Source organism: Pseudomonas sp. GW821-FHT01C01 (assembly GCF_059422645.1).
Genome location: NZ_JBWKXF010000023.1, coordinates 52,287 through 69,086, shown reverse-complemented (window position 1 = coordinate 69,086; position 16,800 = coordinate 52,287). Strand labels below are relative to the sequence as shown.

The 16,800-nt window shown below is 58.8% G+C and carries 15 protein-coding genes; 5 read left to right on the top strand and 10 right to left on the bottom strand.

From position 1 onward, the window contains the following. Window positions 1–48: 48 nt before the first annotated feature. Window positions 49–717 (bottom strand): COG3650 family protein, encoded by a 669-nt coding sequence (locus AC07XF_RS15965; RefSeq protein ID WP_495027239.1) that lies wholly within the window; start codon window positions 715–717, stop codon window positions 49–51. 176 nt (window positions 718–893) lie between these two features. Here AC07XF_RS15965 and AC07XF_RS15960 point away from each other — a divergent pair, with 176 nt between their 5' ends. Beyond that, on the top strand, window positions 894–1,262 hold the full coding sequence (locus AC07XF_RS15960; RefSeq protein WP_495027238.1) for a hypothetical protein: 369 nt from the start codon (window positions 894–896) through the stop codon (window positions 1,260–1,262). Between the two features lie 35 nt (window positions 1,263–1,297). Here AC07XF_RS15960 and AC07XF_RS15955 read toward each other — a convergent pair whose 3' ends face one another. Beyond that, the gene (locus tag AC07XF_RS15955) at window positions 1,298–1,897 is read right to left on the bottom strand and encodes a short chain dehydrogenase (protein ID WP_495027237.1); all 600 of its coding nucleotides are present in this window, start codon (window positions 1,895–1,897) and stop codon (window positions 1,298–1,300) included. Between the two features lie 106 nt (window positions 1,898–2,003). On the opposite strand from AC07XF_RS15955, the gene AC07XF_RS15950 reads away from it, so the two are divergent. Continuing rightward, window positions 2,004–2,912, top strand: a complete 909-nt coding sequence (locus AC07XF_RS15950) for a LysR family transcriptional regulator (protein ID WP_495027236.1) — start codon at window positions 2,004–2,006, stop codon at window positions 2,910–2,912. Window positions 2,913–3,086: 174 nt separating this feature from the next. Here the strand turns inward: AC07XF_RS15950 and AC07XF_RS15945 are convergent, their stop codons facing one another. From AC07XF_RS15945 to AC07XF_RS15925, 5 genes are all read right to left on the bottom strand, one after another. Beyond that, entirely contained in the window at window positions 3,087–3,788 is a 702-nt protein-coding gene (locus tag AC07XF_RS15945; protein ID WP_095945384.1) for an ABC transporter ATP-binding protein, read from the bottom strand. After that, window positions 3,789–4,556, bottom strand: coding sequence for a high-affinity branched-chain amino acid ABC transporter ATP-binding protein LivG (gene livG, locus AC07XF_RS15940; RefSeq protein ID WP_495027235.1), 768 nt, complete (start codon window positions 4,554–4,556; stop codon window positions 3,789–3,791). Continuing rightward, window positions 4,553–5,809, bottom strand: a complete 1,257-nt coding sequence (locus AC07XF_RS15935) for a high-affinity branched-chain amino acid ABC transporter permease LivM (RefSeq protein ID WP_495027234.1) — start codon at window positions 5,807–5,809, stop codon at window positions 4,553–4,555. Before AC07XF_RS15935 ends, livG begins: the two co-directional genes overlap by 4 nt. After that, window positions 5,806–6,729, bottom strand: coding sequence for a high-affinity branched-chain amino acid ABC transporter permease LivH (gene livH, locus AC07XF_RS15930; protein ID WP_104450617.1), 924 nt, complete (start codon window positions 6,727–6,729; stop codon window positions 5,806–5,808). The genes AC07XF_RS15935 and livH overlap by 4 nt, the downstream gene beginning before the upstream one ends. Window positions 6,730–6,962: 233 nt before the next feature. Further along, window positions 6,963–8,090, bottom strand: coding sequence for a branched-chain amino acid ABC transporter substrate-binding protein (locus AC07XF_RS15925; protein ID WP_495027233.1), 1,128 nt, complete (start codon window positions 8,088–8,090; stop codon window positions 6,963–6,965). Between the two features lie 351 nt (window positions 8,091–8,441). On the opposite strand from AC07XF_RS15925, the gene AC07XF_RS15920 reads away from it, so the two are divergent. Beyond that, on the top strand, window positions 8,442–8,747 hold the full coding sequence (locus tag AC07XF_RS15920; protein WP_495027232.1) for a DUF2288 domain-containing protein: 306 nt from the start codon (window positions 8,442–8,444) through the stop codon (window positions 8,745–8,747). 299 nt (window positions 8,748–9,046) lie between these two features. On the opposite strand, the gene AC07XF_RS15915 is transcribed toward AC07XF_RS15920, so the two are convergent. Continuing rightward, complete coding sequence (locus AC07XF_RS15915) at window positions 9,047–11,242, bottom strand: hypothetical protein (RefSeq protein WP_495027231.1); 2,196 nt, start codon at window positions 11,240–11,242, stop codon at window positions 9,047–9,049. 196 nt (window positions 11,243–11,438) lie between these two features. On the opposite strand from AC07XF_RS15915, the gene AC07XF_RS15910 reads away from it, so the two are divergent. Beyond that, on the top strand, window positions 11,439–12,335 hold the full coding sequence (locus AC07XF_RS15910) for an NAD(P)-dependent oxidoreductase (protein WP_495027230.1): 897 nt from the start codon (window positions 11,439–11,441) through the stop codon (window positions 12,333–12,335). Here AC07XF_RS15910 and AC07XF_RS15905 read toward each other — a convergent pair. Next, window positions 12,292–14,508, bottom strand: a complete 2,217-nt coding sequence (locus AC07XF_RS15905) for a putative bifunctional diguanylate cyclase/phosphodiesterase (protein ID WP_495027229.1) — start codon at window positions 14,506–14,508, stop codon at window positions 12,292–12,294. The two genes, AC07XF_RS15910 and AC07XF_RS15905, sit on opposite strands and share 44 nt — an antisense overlap. 146 nt (window positions 14,509–14,654) lie before the next feature. After that, window positions 14,655–15,020: a YkgJ family cysteine cluster protein gene (locus AC07XF_RS15900; RefSeq protein WP_495027228.1), complete on the bottom strand. Its 366-nt coding sequence runs from the start codon at window positions 15,018–15,020 to the stop codon at window positions 14,655–14,657. A 279-nt stretch (window positions 15,021–15,299) separates the two neighbouring features. On the opposite strand from AC07XF_RS15900, the gene AC07XF_RS15895 reads away from it, so the two are divergent. After that, the gene (locus AC07XF_RS15895; protein WP_495027227.1) at window positions 15,300–16,649 is read left to right on the top strand and encodes a spinster family MFS transporter; all 1,350 of its coding nucleotides are present in this window, start codon (window positions 15,300–15,302) and stop codon (window positions 16,647–16,649) included. The last annotated feature ends 151 nt before the right edge of the window (window positions 16,650–16,800 follow it).

Sequence of the window (16,800 nt, the reverse complement as noted above, 5' to 3'; positions counted from 1 at the left end):
GCCGGCGATTATAAGCCGCAAAGGCGCAGTCCCGTGAGGCTTAAACGATCAGTCGTCGCGCGATCCGCCGAAAAACCCGCAACCGCGCTGCACCTGGCCGTTGATACGCAGTTCGGCACTCATGTGCTGGATGCTGCCGGTGCTGCTGTCGACGCAACGTTGCGGTGCGACCCACAACTCGACGTGCTGATTGTTGGCTTCGGTGCTGAGGTTGAAACGGCCGTCGCCCAGTTGTTCTTCGACGTAGGGCACGGCGAGGGGAGGCTGACCGGCGCGGTCGATGACCATGCCTTTACCGCTGACTTTCACACTCCATTCCGGGGAGTGGCCGGCGGCGCGCAGGATCAGTTGCTTGAAATTCGGATCGTCGCACGCGCTGCCCGATCGTTCGACGCGGTACAGCTGCTCCAGATCGAGCTGGCCGTCACCACCGCTGCCGGGCACAACCCGCCCGCGCACGTCGGCAAACAGCTTGCCCTGCTTATCCGCCAGGCTTGCGGCCTGTTGCAGGACGCTGGTACCGCCCGTGTCGTTGACCACATAGCGGTTTGCCTGGTTGCACGGCTGGAACACCAGTTTACCGTCCGCCGCGGTCAACTGGCCTTGCATGCGTGTCTGGCCGACATGGGAGGCGCTCTGCCGCTCACCTTCGAACAACTGGCAAGCGGCGAACAGCGGAAGCAGGGCAACGAGGACTAAGGAACGGGCAACACGCATCTTTGGGTCTCCTGACAAGTGCCGCCACGTTACTCAGGCTGACCGTTCATCACAACCCATGAGTTGGACTTGTCACCGGACCGAAGCTGCGCAAGTAACATTCGGCTTTACTTCAGGCACCAGGGCGAGAGGGATTTTGCCGTAACCTCGTCGACCTTTTTGTGGGAGGAGGTCGTATGAAAAGCGCAGGCAAACTGGTTTTTGCAATGTTGGCAATGTTGGGGGCGCTACAGTGTCTAGCGGCAGAAATCGCGCTTTCATCGAAGTCGGACTTTACCGAAATGACGCTGGAGCTCAGGCGGGCCGACAATTTGAATCCGGATAACATGGAGCTAAAAGTGAAGCTCAGCCCCGACGCGCAGCGCCGATTGGCCCTCGTAACGCGCCAGGAAATGCATAAATACTTGCAGCTATCGATCAACGGCATAGCGGTATCGAACGCGATGATTCATTCGGTGATCGAAGGCCCGGGGCTGGTGATAATCGTGCCGCGCAAAATTGCCCGTGATCTGCTACCCACGTTGCTGGAGCCTTCAACACCCTGATGCGACGCTGAAGCAGCGCCGCATGCCGAGCCAGTTCAACCCACGTGAAACGTCTGGCCAGTCTGCAGGCCTTCCACACTTTTGGCGTAGGCCAAGGCCACATCCGCCGCAGGAACCGGCTTGAAGCCGCGGAAATACGGTGCGTATTTGCCCATGGCTTCGACCAGCACGTTGGGGCTGATCGAGTTCACGCGCAGGCCACGTGGTAGCTCGATGGCGGCGGCACGAACGAAACTGTCCAGCGCGCCATTGACCAGCGCTGCCGAGGCACCGCTGTAAATCGGATCGTGACTGAGCACGCCAGTGGTGAAGGTGAACGAGGCACCGTCATTGGCGAACTCGCGGCCGATCAGCAGCAGGTTGACCTGGCCCATCAGTTTGTCTTTCAGGCCCAGGGCAAAACTTTCTTCGGTCATTTCGTTGAGTGGCGCGAAGGTTACGTTGCCGGCGGCACACACCAACGCATCGAATTTGCCGGTCTGCTCGAACAGTTTGCGAATCGAGGCGCTATCGCTGATGTCCACCTGAAAGTCGCCGCTGGTGCGACCGATGCGGATGATTTCGTGGCGTTGGGACAGCTCCTTGTCGACTGCCGAACCGATGGTGCCGTTTGCGCCGATCAAAAGAATTTTCATGGGGGGGGATCCTCGTGTGGGTTGAACGAGGTTTTAGTTTAGGGTGGTTTTTTCCGCAGATAAGCGCACTAATAGGCAACCTTTGGTTTTCAAATGGAAACAATCCATGAGCGAGATGGATGACCTGGCCGCGTTCGCCGTATTGATCGAAGCGGGAAGTTTCACTCTGGCGGCGCAGCAGCTCGGTTGCAGCAAAGGTCAGCTGTCCAAGCGCATCAGCCAGTTGGAAACGCAGTTTTCCGTGGTGCTGTTGCAACGTACCACCCGCCGCTTGAGCCTGACTGCGGCCGGAGCTGCGCTGTTGCCACAGGCCCAGGCGCTGGTGGTGCAAGTCGAGCGGGCGCGTCAGGCCCTGGCGCGTCTTAAGGACGACATGGCGGGTCCGGTGCGGATGACGGTTCCGGTGTCGCTCGGGGAAACCTTCTTCGATGGTCTGTTGCTGGAGTTCTCCGCCAAATACCCTCAGGTGCAGATCGAACTGGAGCTCAACAACAGCTACCGCGATCTGTCCCGTGACGGCTTCGACCTGGCGATTCGCTCTGACGTGGCCATTGACCAGCGACTGGTGGCGCGTCCACTGCTGGCGTGGCAAGAGCTGACCTGTGCCAGCCCGGCTTATCTGGAGCAATACGGTGAACCGCAAACGCCCCAGGCGTTGGCCGAGCATCGCTGCCTGCTCAACAGCCATTACAGCGGCCGCGAAGAATGGCTGTATCACCAGCAGCACGAGTTGTTGCGGGTGCGGGTGTCGGGACCGTTCGCCAGCAACCATTACAACCTATTGAAGAAAGCCGCACTGGTCGGCGCCGGTATTGCGCGCCTGCCATCCTACTGTTTGCCAACAGAACTGGCCGACGGGCGTTTGCGATGGCTCCTGCGCGATTATCAGACCCGCAGCATGCCGATGTACCTGGTGCATCCGTATCAGGGCGGTTTGCCCAAGCGCACGCAGGTGCTGGCGGATTATTTGATCGGATGGTTCAAGCGCAGTGGGGAGGTGCTGGACCGGCTCTAATTCATCACACGGACCCTGTAGGAGCTGGCTTGCCAGCGAAAGCAGTAGATCAGTCAACATCTTCATTGGATGTCGAGACGCCTTCGCTGGCAAGCCAGCTCCTACAGGGAATCGTTGTTTTTTCAGGCATAAAAAAACGGCCTGTAAAGGCCGTTTTTTGTTCACCGCAAAGGCTCAGCCACCGAGGTACGCTTCGCGCACTTTCGGGTCGGTCAGCAGTGCTTCACCGGTGCCTTGCATCACCACCCGGCCGTTCTCCAGAACGTAGGCGCGGTCAGCGATCTTCAGCGCCTGGTTGGCGTTCTGTTCGACCAGGAACACCGTCACACCGTCCTTGCGCAGCTGTTCGATGATGTCGAAGATCTGCTGGATGATGATTGGTGCCAGACCCAGGGAAGGCTCGTCGAGCAGCAACAGTTTGGGCTTGCTCATCAGCGCCCGACCAATGGCGAGCATTTGCTGTTCGCCACCGGACATGGTGCCGCCGCGCTGGGCGAAGCGTTCTTTCAGGCGTGGGAAAAGTCCGAGGACCTTGTCCATCTGTTCCTGATAATCGCCCTTGGCGGTGAAGAAACCACCCATGGAGAGGTTTTCTTCCACCGTCAGGCGGGAAAACACCCGACGACCTTCCGGCACCACGGCAATGCTCTTGCGCATGATCTGCGAGGATTCCTGGCCGACCAGTTCCTCACCCATGTAGCGGATGCTGCCGCTGTGAGCGCGTGGCGAACCGCACAGGGTCATCAGCAGCGTGGACTTGCCGGCACCGTTGGCTCCGATCAGGGTCACGATCTCGCCCTGGCGGACTTCGACGTTGACGCTGTGCAGGGCCTGGATCTTGCCGTAGAAGGTGGAAACGTTTTCGAATTGCAGCATTTACGCTTCCCCCAGGTAGGCTTTGATCACTTCAGGATTGTCACGGATCTGTTCCGGCGTGCCGTTGGCCAGAGGGGTGCCCTGGTTGATCACGACAATGTGATCGGAAATGCTCATGACCAGTTTCATGTCGTGTTCGATCAGCAGCACGGTCACGTTGTGCTCTTCACGCAGCACACTGATCAGCGCTTTGAGGTCCTCGGTTTCCTTCGGGTTCAGGCCGGCGGCCGGTTCGTCGAGCATGAGGATCCGCGGACGGGTCATCATGCAGCGAGCGATTTCCAGGCGACGTTGCTGACCATAGGCCAGGGTGCCGGCCGGACGGTTGGCGAACTCCTTGAGGTGAACCTTTTCCAGCCAGTACTCGGCGAATTCCATGGCCTCGCGTTCGCTTTTGCGGAACGCCGGGGTCTTGAACAGGCCGGACAGGAAGTTGGTGTTCAGGTGACGGTGCTGGGCGATCAGGAGGTTCTCGACCGCCGTCATGTCCTTGAACAACCGCACGTTCTGGAAGGTGCGCACCACGCCTTTGAGGGCGATCTTGTGACCGGGCAGGCCTTCGATCGACTCGCCATCAAGCAGGATGCTGCCGCCGCTCGGCTTGTAGAAGCCGGTCAGGCAGTTGAACACGGTGGTCTTGCCGGCGCCGTTAGGGCCGATCAATGCCACGACCTGTTTTTCCTTCACGCTCAAGGCCACGCCGTTGACCGCCAGCAAACCGCCGAAGCGCATGCTCAGGTTTTCTACTTTCAGGATCTCGCGGCTCATTTGCGCAGCTCCATGTGAGGACGTTGCATGGGCAGCAGACCTTGAGGACGCCAGATCATCATCAGCACCATCAGGGCGCCGAACATCAACATGCGGTATTCACTGAACTCACGCATCATTTCCGGCAACAGGATCATCACCGTCGCCGCGAGCACCACGCCCAGTTGCGAGCCCATGCCGCCCAGCACCACGATGGCGAGGATGGTCGCCGACTCGATGAAGGTGAAGGACTCCGGCGTCACCAGGCCCTGGCGCGCGGCGAAGAAGCTACCGGCGAAACCGGCGAAGCAGGCACCCAGGGTGAAAGCCGACAGCTTGATGATCGTAGGGTTGAGACCCAACGCACGGCAGGCGATTTCGTCTTCACGCAGCGCTTCCCAGGCACGGCCCAGGGGCATGCGCAGCAAGCGGTTGATGACGAACAGGGCGAACAGGGCGAGGAACAACGCAACCAGGTAGAGGAAGATCACCTTGTTGATCGAGTTGTATTCCAGGCCGAAGTATTCGTGGAACGTGCGCAGGCCTTCAGCGGCGTTACGCTCGAAGGTCAGGCCGAAGAACGTTGGCTTCTCGATGTTGCTGATGCCATTCGGGCCACCTGTGAGGCCAGTCAGGTTACGCAGGAACAAACGGATGATTTCACCGAAGCCCAGGGTCACGATCGCCAGGTAATCACCGCGTAGACGCAATACCGGGAAGCCCAGCAGGAAGCCGAACGTGGCTGCCATCAGGCCGGCGATTGGCAGGCAGATCCAGAAGCTCAGGCCGTAGTAGTGCGACAGCAGCGCGTAGCTGTAGGCGCCGACGGCATAGAAACCGACGTAACCGAGGTCGAGGAGGCCGGCCAGGCCGACCACGATGTTCAGGCCCAGGCCGAGCATCACGTAGATCAGCACCAGGGTGGCGATATCCACCGCGCCGCGGGAGCCGAAGAATGGCCAGACCAGTGCACCGATGATCAACGCAATGATAATCCAGCGCTGGGTGGTCGGCAGGGTCAGGAAGGTACTGGCCTTGGCCGGCATCACTGGCAGGTTCGGCGAGGATTTCCAGGCCGCGCTGATCTGGTGATCGAACAAGACACGCAGGAACATCAGCACCGAGCACACCGCGATGGTGATCAGGGTGGTGTTACTGGTGCCATGAACTTCGAGGTTGATGCCGACGATGGTCAGCTTCAGTCCGAGTACCGGGTAGGCCACGGCCCACACCAGCAAGGCGCTGAACAACGCCTGTTTTAGATTCCTAGTCATACTTTCTCAACCTCCGGACGGCCCAGCAGGCCGGTTGGCCGGAACAACAACACCAGAACCAGTAGGCCGAACGCCACGACGTCCTTGTACTGGTCGCCGAAGATATCGGCACCAAAGGCTTCTGCCACCCCGAGCACCAGCCCGCCGAGCATGGCGCCGGGGATGCTGCCGATACCGCCCAATACCGCTGCGGTGAAGGCCTTGAGGCCGACGAGGAAACCGGCGTTCGGGTTGATCACGCCGTACTGCATGCTCAGCAGCACAGCCGCGATAGCCGCCAGTGCAGCACCGATGACGAAGGTCAGGGCGATGATGTTGTTGGTGTTGATACCCAGCAGGTTGGCCATCTTGATGTCTTCGGCACAGGCGCGGCAGGCGCGACCCAGGCGAGAACGGGAGATGAACAGCGTCAGGCCGAGCATGGCGACAAAGGTCACCACGAACACCACGATTTGCATGTAGGAAATCAGCACTTCATGTGCACCACCTGGCCCAAAGGCAAAGTTGCCCGGAATCAGGTTGGAGATGGATTTGTCCTTGGAGTCTTGCGCCAGCAGAACAGTGTTCTGCAGGAAGATCGACATGCCGATGGCGGAAATCAGCGGGATCAGACGGTTGCTGCCGCGCAAGGGGCGGTAGGCGATCCGTTCGATGCTGTAACCATAGGCACTGGTGACGACGATGGTTGCCAGGAAAGCAGCGGTCATCAACAGCGGAACGCTGTCGAGTCCCAGCATGGCCAGCCCGGCGATGGCGATGAACGCCACGTAGGAGCCGATCATGTACACCTCGCCGTGGGCGAAGTTGATCATTCCAATGATGCCGTAAACCATCGTATAGCCGATGGCGATCAGGGCATACGTGCTGCCAATGGTCATGCCATTAACCAGCTGTTGGAAAAAGTGATAGATGTCAGGCATTACAGCGCTCCTAAAAACCTGATACGCATTTCACTGGTGGAGTCATTTTCCCGCCCGGGCCCCGTGGATCTGCATCCACTTCGAATCCGGGGTTTGCCAGCGAACCGCTGATGACGGTTTTGAGATTTTCAGGTGGGGAGACTGGCGGATCTCGCCAGCGCGGCCCAATACGTTCGTAAAACAAAGCCCACGGCACGCCGTGGGCTTTATTGGCAGTCAGTCAGGCAAGCGCCTTACTGAGGCGAAGCTTCAGTTTTTGGTTTGCCGAAGTGCCACTCGTAAACCACAAATTTGAAGTCCTTCAGGTCGCCCTTGGCGTCGAAGCTCAGGTCGCCGGTCGGGGTCTTGAAGGTGCCGGCGTGGATGGCAGCAGCCACTTTGGCAGGGTCTTCGCTCTTGGCGGCAGTGATGCCACCAGCGATAACTTCAACAGCCGAGTAGGCCGGGAACACGAACGGACCGCTTGGATCTTCTTTCTTCGCTTTGAATGCGTCAGCCAGGGCAATGTTGGCCGGATCCTGGTCGAAGGACTTCGGCAGGGTTACCAGCAGGCCTTCGGAAGCGTCCTTGGCGATCTGCGAAATGGAGTCGTTACCCACGCCTTCCGGACCCATGAACTTGGCTTTCAGGCCTTTTTCCTGGGATTGACGCAGGATCAGACCCAGCTCCGGGTGGTAGCCGCCGTAGTAAACGAAGTCGACGTTGGCTTGCTTGAGCTTGGCGATCATCGACGAGAAGTCTTTGTCGCCGGCGTTGATGCCTTCGAACACGGCAACTTTCACGCCTTTGCCTTCCAGGGTTTTTTTCACGGCGGTGGCGATGCCTTCACCGTATTGCTGTTTGTCGTGCAGAACAGCAACGATTTTCGGTTTTACGTGATCGGCAATGTAGTTACCGGCGGCAGGGCCCTGGGCGCTGTCCAGACCGATGGTGCGGAAGACCATTTTGTAACCACGGTTGGTGATGTCCGGGCTGGTGGCAGCCGGGGTGATCATGATCACGCCTTCGTCTTCGTAGATGTCCGAAGCCGGTTGAGTGGAGCTGGAGCACAGGTGGCCGACCACGAACTTGACGCCGTCGTTGACGACTTTGTTCGCGACCGCAACAGCTTGTTTTGGATCGCAGGCGTCATCGTATTCAACGGCTTCGAGTTTCTTGCCGTCTACGCCGCCCTTGGCGTTGATCTGTTCGATGGCCATTTTGGCGCCACTGAACTGCATGTCGCCGTATTGGGCTACAGGGCCGGTTTTAGGGCCGGCGATGCCGATCTTGATGGTGTCAGCTGCGAACGAATGGCTGGCAACCCCGGCCAGAACCATAGCGGCAAACAGTTTGGAAATCTGCTTAGTAGCCTTAGTCATAGTGCTCCACTCTTACTGTTGTAGTTTTTATAGTCCTGGCGCCTTGGGCAGCAGAACCGGGTCAGATATCTACGACATTCCCCGGAAAAGCCCCTCGGCAACTGTACCGGTACAGTGTAGAGCGCCGATTGTCAGCCTGGGAAGGCGGCGCCGAGGGGCAAAACCTGCAAGTGTCGCTTTATTGAAAGAAAAAGACAGAATTGCGGCGGGGGCGTTGAGGGGCTTATAGCCGGATTCAGTGCATTCCCTGGCTTTCCTGCGCTTTTCATTTCGGTCACTCAATTGCATCCGGGTTTTTCTGCCGGACCACCGACGTTATCATTCGCGTCGATTTCTTTTCCGGACAGTCCCATGAATCAAGAACCTAGCACCCTCTATGCCAAGCTGCTTGGTGAAACCGCATCTATTACCTGGAAAGAGCTGGAGCCGTTCTTCGCCAAGGGTGCCCTATTGTGGGTCGATCCGGGCCTGGATTTGATCGCCGCCGCCGAGGCCGTGGCCCAGGATGAAGGGGAGAAAGTGGCAGCCTGGTTGGCCGGCGACAAGCTCGCCAAGCTGTCTGAAACGCGGGCGCTGGATCTTTTTGAGCGTGATCCGCAGTTGTGGGCGGTGGTTGTTTCGCCGTGGATTCTGGTCCAGGAAAGGGCGCTGGCTTAAAAGGTTGCACCTGCTTGGTGCACTCCTTTCAAGGGGAAAAGTGTGTAGCCGAGTAGCGTGATGGCATGTTGCCGTAGAGAAAGGCCACAGCTTCACGGTGACGTAAACGTAACGGGAACAGTTGGGAGGGCAACTGAACGGCTGCTCAATTGTTTCTGAATGTTGAATGTTTGTTGGATTCGAGGCCGTCTTCGCTGGCAAGCCAGCTCCTACATGGCTCGGTGTCGTTAATGTTCGACATCAATTCCTGTAGGAGCTGGCTTGCCAGCGATTGGGGGTTACGCGGTCTTGCGCCGGTCTCAGAAAGTCTTGCCCGTATGGTTATTCAGCGAAATAACCTTGGTCTTGCCAATGCGGTGACGGTAGATCTCGCGCAGGTACTTGATCGCTTTCTTCACGCAATCGCGCGACAGGCGGATGTCGTTGATCGAGACGAATTTTTCCTTGTCGTTGATCAGCTCGCGGTACTTCTTCTCATACATCGGCTTGATCGCGTACCAGTTGGTATCGAGGATCTTCGCCGGGTTCTCGAACTCGTTGAGCAAGTCGTCGATGCGGCCTTCGTCGAATTCCTCCTGGACGATGAAGTCCAGGATCGAGTTGTCCAGGGTTTCGTCGAAACGGTACGCGGACTTCGCAAAGCAGCGCTTGATGAAGGCCACGATCAGCGTCAGGAAGTCGTCCGACAGGCACGGGCTCTTGGCGATCAGGGTGGTCAGCGACAGGTTCGCCGAGGCGCCGATCACCAGCGCGTAGCGCTTGAGCGTGGTGTTGGGGAACAGGCTGTTGAGGTGAGTCTTCAACCGGTTCAGATCCATGTAGGACAGCTTGTAGTCCTTCGGCAAGGAAACGATCGACACCACCGACGAGCAATTCTTGAAGAAGTGCAGGTCATGCAGGGCCGCCGCGTCGTACCCCGAGTTCTTGTACTGCTCCAGCGACGCACGATAGCGCTTGGATTCGATCGGCAACAGGCTGATGCCTTCGATGGCCTGGGTGACCTTGTTGAAGTGCGGCAGGTCGATCGAACGGAAGAACAGGTCGTCGATGTTCAGGCGCTGCGGCTCTTTCTCGAATACCTTGAATTTGTCACTGCTCGGCGGCGGGGTTTCCGGCACCACGGACTCGGCATAGGCAATCGCCACCGGGCCGGCCAGACTCATGAACAGGTCGTTGGCGTCCAGGCGGATGGTTTCGCCGATGTCGATGCCGGCGCGACGGAAATAGTTCTGGTCGTAGTCGGTGGTAACCGCCTGGGCCGTCAGAATGTTGAAGATCTGCTGCGAGATGTATTGGTTGGCATGCTTTTCCATGGCATTGACATCAATGTTCTGGATATTGCCGTCATCGTTCTCTTCGGCGTAACGCATGATGTCGTTGGAGATCAGCATCATCGCGTTCCAAGGGCGGATGCGGCCCATGACGCTGGCTTCGCTGCTGTCTTCGTTGGCGAAGTTGTAGGAGAAGTCCCACTCTTCCGACAGGTATTTGCACAGCAGGCGGCCGGCGTTGATGTGCAGCGCCTCGGACATTTCACTGCGGTGATCGGAAATGTTCGGCAATACACAGATGCCACTGGTGAAGATCGGTTCGAAGACGAAGGAGTGGCCGCTCTTGCTGTCGTGCTCGTCCATCGGCTTGGTGTCGAACGTCTTGTTCATGTACGAGTGCTGCTGGGCCAGGCCGAACTCCGAGGCCATGCCCGAGCCCGTACCGCCGCCGGCACTGAAGATCGAGAAATACAGGCGCGACTGGTTGGCCTTGATACCGCAGCTGTCGATCAGGTACGAGTGAATCATTTTCCAGTCAGGGCTGGAGAAACGCTGGGTGTCCTTGTTCAGGATGATCTTGGCCAGGTACTGGCCGAGGATCGGCGCGTTACCGGCACCACCGGCGTGGACTTCCGACAAGTCCATGATCTTCATCTTGCTGTAGTCGCGCAGGAAGCCGCTTTTTTCGCCCTTGCGCGAGAAGCGGATGCGTCCGGCAATGTCCTTGTCCAGGTCGCCGAGCATCACCAGTGGCTCGACCAGAAACACCGGCTTTGTGTTTTTGTTCTGGCCCAGGCGCAGGTTGTTGCGAATCCACTGGGCCGGGCTGTAGCCCTTTTCGGCAAAGCGCTTGTCCGGCGACAAGCGGTCTTCGTTATTGAATTCGTTGAGGTAGAACTTGCGGGCGTTGTACACCAGCTCCGCCACGTCCAGCGCAATGTTCGAGCCGCAGCGGCCCAGGCCGATCAGGCACACCGAGGGGAATTCCTGATCGTTGTGCTGTTCGCTGTCGCCTTCCAGATGCGGTGCGCGCGGGAACACCATGTCGCGCAGGCCGTCGAGGTTATCGAGGATGCGGTCAGTGTTGGTTTCGGTGAAGTACAGGTATTGCTGGGTCGCCAACGGACGGGATTGAATCAATGGCTTCGGTGATGACGGGCTGTTGGCCGCGGGGCTCAACGTCAGATCGGTTACCGCAGTGGCCGGGTTGTTTTTAGAAGTCATTGTTCGCCATCTACCTGGGCTGATTGGTTGGCCGACTCGCTGTCGTCGAACCGTCACGGAATAGAATCGCGTCTTTTTTCAGCGCGTACTTGGACCATGCCTTGGTCTTTAGCCTGAGCATCACTCGGGGTGAATCCTTTCCTAAGTCATGATGAATCGGCCAATATTCGATGATCTTTAATCAGAAAGAGGCTAAATGATGTCAACGCTACCTTCGCTAGGGTTTGCCGGGATCGGCCTGATGGGGTTGCCGATGTGCCGGCGCCTGCTGGCCGCGGGTTATCCGCTGGCGGTATGGAATCGCAATCCGGACAAGTGCAAGCCGCTGGTGGAGGCAGGCGCACGCCAGGTCGCCAGCCCGGCCGAACTGTGCCAGCACGCTGATGTGGTGATGTTGTGCCTGGCGGATACGTCGGTCGTACGCGAGGTCGTGTTTGGTCCGACAGGCATTATCGAAGGGGCGAAAAAAGGCCAGTTACTGGTGGATTTTTCCAGTCTGGAGCCCAACGCCACGCGGGAAATGGCCGCAGAACTCGCCGGTAAAACCGGCATGGGCTGGCTCGACACGCCGGTGTCCGGCGGTGTGGTTGGGGCTGAAGCCGGGAGCCTGGCCATCATGGTCGGCGGTGACGCACAGGACCTGGAACGGGTCCGGCCTGTCCTGTTGAGCCTGGGGCAGCGTGTGACGCACATGGGCGGTGTCGGGGCAGGGCAGGTGACCAAGGCGTGCAATCAGATGATCGTCGCCTGCAATGCATTGGTGATTGCCGAAGTGGTCGCGCTGGCGGAGCGTTCCGGGGTTGATGCAAGCCTGATCGCCGAAGCGCTGGCCGGCGGCTTTGCCGATTCGAAACCGTTGCAGATCCTGGCCCCGCAGATGGCTGAAAACCGTTTCGAGCCGGTCAAGTGGCACGTGCGGACATTGCTCAAGGATCTGGATGCAGCGGTGAAGTTTTCTCGTGAACAGGGCTCGGCGACACCGGTCAGCGGTCTGGCCGCGCAGTTGATGCGCCTGCATGGGAGTCAGGGTTTCCTTGAGAAAGACCCGTCTACATTAGTGCAGATGTACCGTGAGCCAGGCTCAGCGTCGTGACGGTATAGGCGTGCTTGCGCTGGTTGATTTCGAGCAGCACCGGATGCAGCTCCGCCAGTGGCACCGGCCGGCTCAGCAGGTAGCCCTGAACGAAGTCACAGCCGTGGTTTTCCAGGAATTGGTATTGCTCGAAAGTTTCGACCCCTTCGGTGACCACTTGCAGGTGCAGGGTATGGGCCATGACGATAATCGCCTGGACAATCTCCATGTCCTGGGTGGCCTTGGGGATGTCCTGGATGAACGAACGGTCGATTTTCAGCGTGTTGAGCGGCAAGCGCTTGAGGTAGGCCAGGGATGAATAGCCGGTGCCGAAGTCATCGATCGACAGCGACACGCCGAGGGCACGAATCTGTCGCAGCAACACCAGTGTGTTGGCGATATTGCCCATCAAGGCGTTTTCCGTGACTTCCAGTTCCAGCCGGTGGGGCGCCACACCGGAGGCCCGCAATGCGTACTCGATTTCGTCGGCCAGTTCTTCGCGTGCGAGGTTCAGCGGCGAGCAGTTCACGGCGATCTTGAGGTCTTCACAGCCTTTGCGCGACAACTCGCCCAGATCCTCGCAGGCCTTGCGCAGCACCCAGTTGTCCAGCTCGGCGATCAGGCCGTTGGCCTCGGCGATGGCGATAAAACGATCCGGTGCGAGTAAACCGTGGACCGGGTGTTGCCAGCGAATCAAGGCTTCGAGCTTGCTGACCTGACCGGTCTTGAGGTCATAGATCGGCTGGTAATAGAGCATCAGGCCGGTGTCTTCACGCAGGGCGTGGCGCAATTCCTCTTCCAGCTGCAGCTCCAGTATGGCGCGGGTTTTCAGGTTGGCACTGAAAAAGTTCAGCCCGTTGCGGCCGCTGCCCTTGGACTGATACAGCGCCAGGTCGGCGTTTTTCAGCAGTTCCTCACACGTCTTGCCGTCTTCCGGAAACAGACTGATGCCGATGCTGGTGGTCATGACCATGCGCCTGCCGGCCAGCTCGATGGGCTCCTTCATTTTCAGCATGATGCGTTGGGCCATATGCCGCGCCTCTTCACGATCATGCAGGTTGATGAGCAGGCAGAACTCGTCACCACCGAAGCGCGCGACCACATCCTCGTGACTGCGAATCGAGCTCTTGATGTGTTGGGCAAGCACTTTGAGCAGATCGTCACCGGCATCGTGACCAAGGCTGTCGTTGATCCGCTTGAAGTGGTCGATGTCCAGGAACATGACCGCCAGCATCCCGCCTTCGTTGGTTTTCTCCATGAGTTTTTCGGCGAAGATCTGGTTGAACCCGCGGCGGTTGATCAGGTTGGTCAGCGGGTCGTAGTGCGCCACCTGTTGCAGTGACATGCGCGCCTGGTCCAGTTGGCTGACCAGGGAGTTGACCCGCTGCAGGTCGTGGTCCTTATGTTGCAGTTTCTTGTCCGCCAATGCCGCGCTGATGCTGCTGCCGATGATCAGCAGGGCCATGACCGTTACGGTCAGTGCCAGTTGCATTTGGCTGTGTTCGCCGGTTTGCGCTGGCAGGCTGTCGCCGGGCAGGACCATGTTGAAGGCGGCCATCGCAGTGAGGTGCATGCTGAGGATGCCAGCCCCGAGCAACAGGCTGGCGCTGTATTTGAAGAGCTGATGCAGCATGCCGGTGCCGTCGCGCAGATACCATGCCAGCAACAAGGCTGCCAGCGCGGCACCGATCGCGATCGCGATGGAAAGGGCGAACAGGCCCGGATGGTAATAGACGTCGGCATTGGAGTGCATGGCCGTCATGCCCACGTAATGCATGGTCGCGATACCCAGGCCGATCCCGATCGATGCCTTGAGACACTGTGGCAAACTCAAATCAGGGAGGCTGAGGGTATGCATTGCCAGCCATGCGGCGAGCAGCGCGATGGTTAGTGAGAACACCGTGACAGGCAGTTGGTAGTGAAGATCGATCGGCGCCTGGAATGCCAGCATCGCGACGAAGTGCATGGCCCAGATACTGCCAGCCAGGCACCCGCTGCCAACCCAGCGCCAGCGCGACTGGGAAGCGGATTTTTCAGCGTGAGCAACCCGTTCGGCCATGTCCAGCGTCGCGAAACAGCCGACACAGGCGACCAGATAAGCCAGCAGCACCAGAAAAGGGTCATGTGTGCAATTAAGTATGACCTGCCCACTCTCTGGTAGCTCGGTAAGGAAATGCAAACCAAGCCATTCCATAGCATGCCCCATTGTTATCCTCAGGCTGGCGCAAGGAGCGCCGGCGAATGCCTTGGAGTATAGAGGGCATGGATGGAGCGCAAGCGGTAGTGGCACATTGGCACTAATGATTTTGGCATTAGCCTAATAGCGATTAGTGCTATTGCTCAGGCGATTTGCTTTTGAGGCGTCTCGAACGCGGGTTGCAGGGCGGGCAAGCCGAAAGCGGCACGGGCCGCATCGCAATCGGGATTGGCCACGCCATCGACCCATGAGGCCTCGAACTCCCGACAGGTGCTGGAACGTTTTTCGTAAATCGAGCATTCCACCGTACTGCCCACGTCTCCCTGCAGGCTGGTGCAGCGTACGGGTTTGCAGCCGGTGCCGAGCATCGCGACCCGACTGGGGCTGATCTGCTCGACAAGCTCATCGGGTACCGTTCCCCCGGACGAAGCGCATTCACCCCAGAAAAATGACACGCGAAAATGAGAACAGCAGGCACCGCAATTCAGACACGGACTGGCTTCGGACATGGGCGATTATCGTAAGGAGGAGTGGAGACGCAGGGGGGAAACAAGGCCGCTATTCTAGGCTTCGCCAACGGCTTGGGAAGGGGGGGCGAAAGGTATTTTTCATCGGCCGGACGAGCTGCTGGATACCCATCCGGCGAACGCTGCGACCCTGTGGGAGCGGGCTGTGCACCATGGGTTGGTATCAGCCTGGCGAATAATGAAAGACAGTTCTGGCCGGCCTGTCTAGATTGCAAAGTCCGGGGGCAGTGACGCCCCAAAAACAATAAAAGAGACGGACCCATGCAGAACTCGACCCAAGCGGCGAATGCCTGGCGCATTCTGTTCCTGTTGTTCCTGGCCAACCTGTTCAATTTTTTCGACCGCACCATCCCGGCCATCATCATCGAGCCCATTCGCATGGAATGGCACCTCAGTGATTTCCAGTTGGGGATCATCGGTACGGCATTCACCATCGTCTACGCGATTGCCGGCCTGCCGCTGGGGCGCATGGCCGATACCGGCTCGCGCAGCAAGCTGATGGGCTGGGGGCTGGCGGTGTGGAGCGGGCTGACGGCCGTCAACGGCATGGTGGGCAGTTTCTGGAGTTTCCTGATCGTGCGCATGGGCATCGGCATCGGCGAGGCCAGTTATGCGCCGGCCGCCAACTCGCTGATCGGCGACTTGTTCCCGGCTCACCGCCGGGCGCGGGCCATGGGGATTTTCATGCTGGGGCTGCCATTGGGGCTGTTGCTGGCGTTCTTCACCATCGGCGCGATGGTCAAGGCCTTCGATAGCTGGCGCGCACCGTTCTTTATCGCGGCGGTGCCCGGGCTGATCCTCGCGATCTTCATGTTTTTCATCAAGGAACCGAAACGCGGCGCCGCCGAGAGCGTTCAGGTTTCGCAGGAAAAGATCGATCGGCCGATCCGCCGGGTATTGGCCGTGCCGACCTTCCTGTGGCTGGTGATGGCCGGCCTGTGTTTCAACTTCGCCACTTATGCCTGCAACTCGTTTCTGGTGCCGATGCTGCAACGGTATTTCCTGATGCCATTGCAGGATGCCGCGGTTGCCACCGGGGTTATTGTCGGCGTGACCGGGTTGGTCGGCCTGACCCTGGGGGGCTGGATCGCGGATAAGATTCACCAACGGGTTGCCAATGGGCGGTTGTTGTTTGCGGCTTTCAGTCTGATGATTTCGACGGTTTGCACTGCGTGGGCGCTGCATTCCGGGCGAATCGAAATCGGAGTGTTTGTCGCCGTATTCAGCGTCGGCTGGTTGTTCGCCTACAACTTCTACACCTGCGTGTACACGGCGATTCAGGATGTGGTCGAGCCGCGGTTGCGGGCAACGGCGATGGCGCTGTTCTTTGCCGGGCTGTACCTGTTGGGCGGTGGTCTTGGGCCGGTGGTGGTCGGGGCCTTGTCAGATCATTTTGCCCACTCGGCGATGCTCGCGGCCGGTGCCGGGCAGATGACCGAAGCCTTCAAGGCAGTCGGCTTGCATGATGCGATGTACCTGATTCCGGTGGCGCTGTTGTTCACCGTGGTGTTTCTGTTCCTGGCTTCGCGGTGTTTTGTGCGCGATGCCAAGAGGATGAAGGCCGGGTTGGTGGCGGTGGGTGAGCCTGAAGGTTCTGCGGTGACTGCCTGATCGCTTTCGCGAGCAAGCCCGCTCCCACATTGGATCTTCAGTGCATATGAGATCCCTGTGGGAGCGGGCTTGCCCGCGAAGAGGCCATCAACAGCACTACTGAAATTGAAGTAAACAAAAAGGCCCGCATCACTGCGGGCCTTCTTTTTAT

Coding starts and splice junctions, on each gene's coding strand:
- AC07XF_RS15900 (WP_495027228.1), bottom strand. CDS start 15,020: ATGTCCGAAGCCAGTCCGTGTCTGAATTGCGGTGCCTGCTGTTCTCAT.
- AC07XF_RS15925 (WP_495027233.1), bottom strand. CDS start 8,090: ATGACTAAGGCTACTAAGCAGATTTCCAAACTGTTTGCCGCTATGGTT.
- livG (WP_495027235.1), bottom strand. CDS start 4,556: ATGAGCCGCGAGATCCTGAAAGTAGAAAACCTGAGCATGCGCTTCGGC.
- AC07XF_RS15910 (WP_495027230.1), top strand. CDS start 11,439: ATGATGTCAACGCTACCTTCGCTAGGGTTTGCCGGGATCGGCCTGATG.
- AC07XF_RS15895 (WP_495027227.1), top strand. CDS start 15,300: ATGCAGAACTCGACCCAAGCGGCGAATGCCTGGCGCATTCTGTTCCTG.
- AC07XF_RS15950 (WP_495027236.1), top strand. CDS start 2,004: ATGAGCGAGATGGATGACCTGGCCGCGTTCGCCGTATTGATCGAAGCG.
- AC07XF_RS15955 (WP_495027237.1), bottom strand. CDS start 1,897: ATGAAAATTCTTTTGATCGGCGCAAACGGCACCATCGGTTCGGCAGTC.
- livH (WP_104450617.1), bottom strand. CDS start 6,729: ATGCCTGACATCTATCACTTTTTCCAACAGCTGGTTAATGGCATGACC.
- AC07XF_RS15965 (WP_495027239.1), bottom strand. CDS start 717: ATGCGTGTTGCCCGTTCCTTAGTCCTCGTTGCCCTGCTTCCGCTGTTC.
- AC07XF_RS15960 (WP_495027238.1), top strand. CDS start 894: ATGAAAAGCGCAGGCAAACTGGTTTTTGCAATGTTGGCAATGTTGGGG.
- AC07XF_RS15920 (WP_495027232.1), top strand. CDS start 8,442: ATGAATCAAGAACCTAGCACCCTCTATGCCAAGCTGCTTGGTGAAACC.
- AC07XF_RS15905 (WP_495027229.1), bottom strand. CDS start 14,508: ATGGAATGGCTTGGTTTGCATTTCCTTACCGAGCTACCAGAGAGTGGG.
- AC07XF_RS15945 (WP_095945384.1), bottom strand. CDS start 3,788: ATGCTGCAATTCGAAAACGTTTCCACCTTCTACGGCAAGATCCAGGCC.
- AC07XF_RS15935 (WP_495027234.1), bottom strand. CDS start 5,809: ATGACTAGGAATCTAAAACAGGCGTTGTTCAGCGCCTTGCTGGTGTGG.
- AC07XF_RS15915 (WP_495027231.1), bottom strand. CDS start 11,242: ATGACTTCTAAAAACAACCCGGCCACTGCGGTAACCGATCTGACGTTG.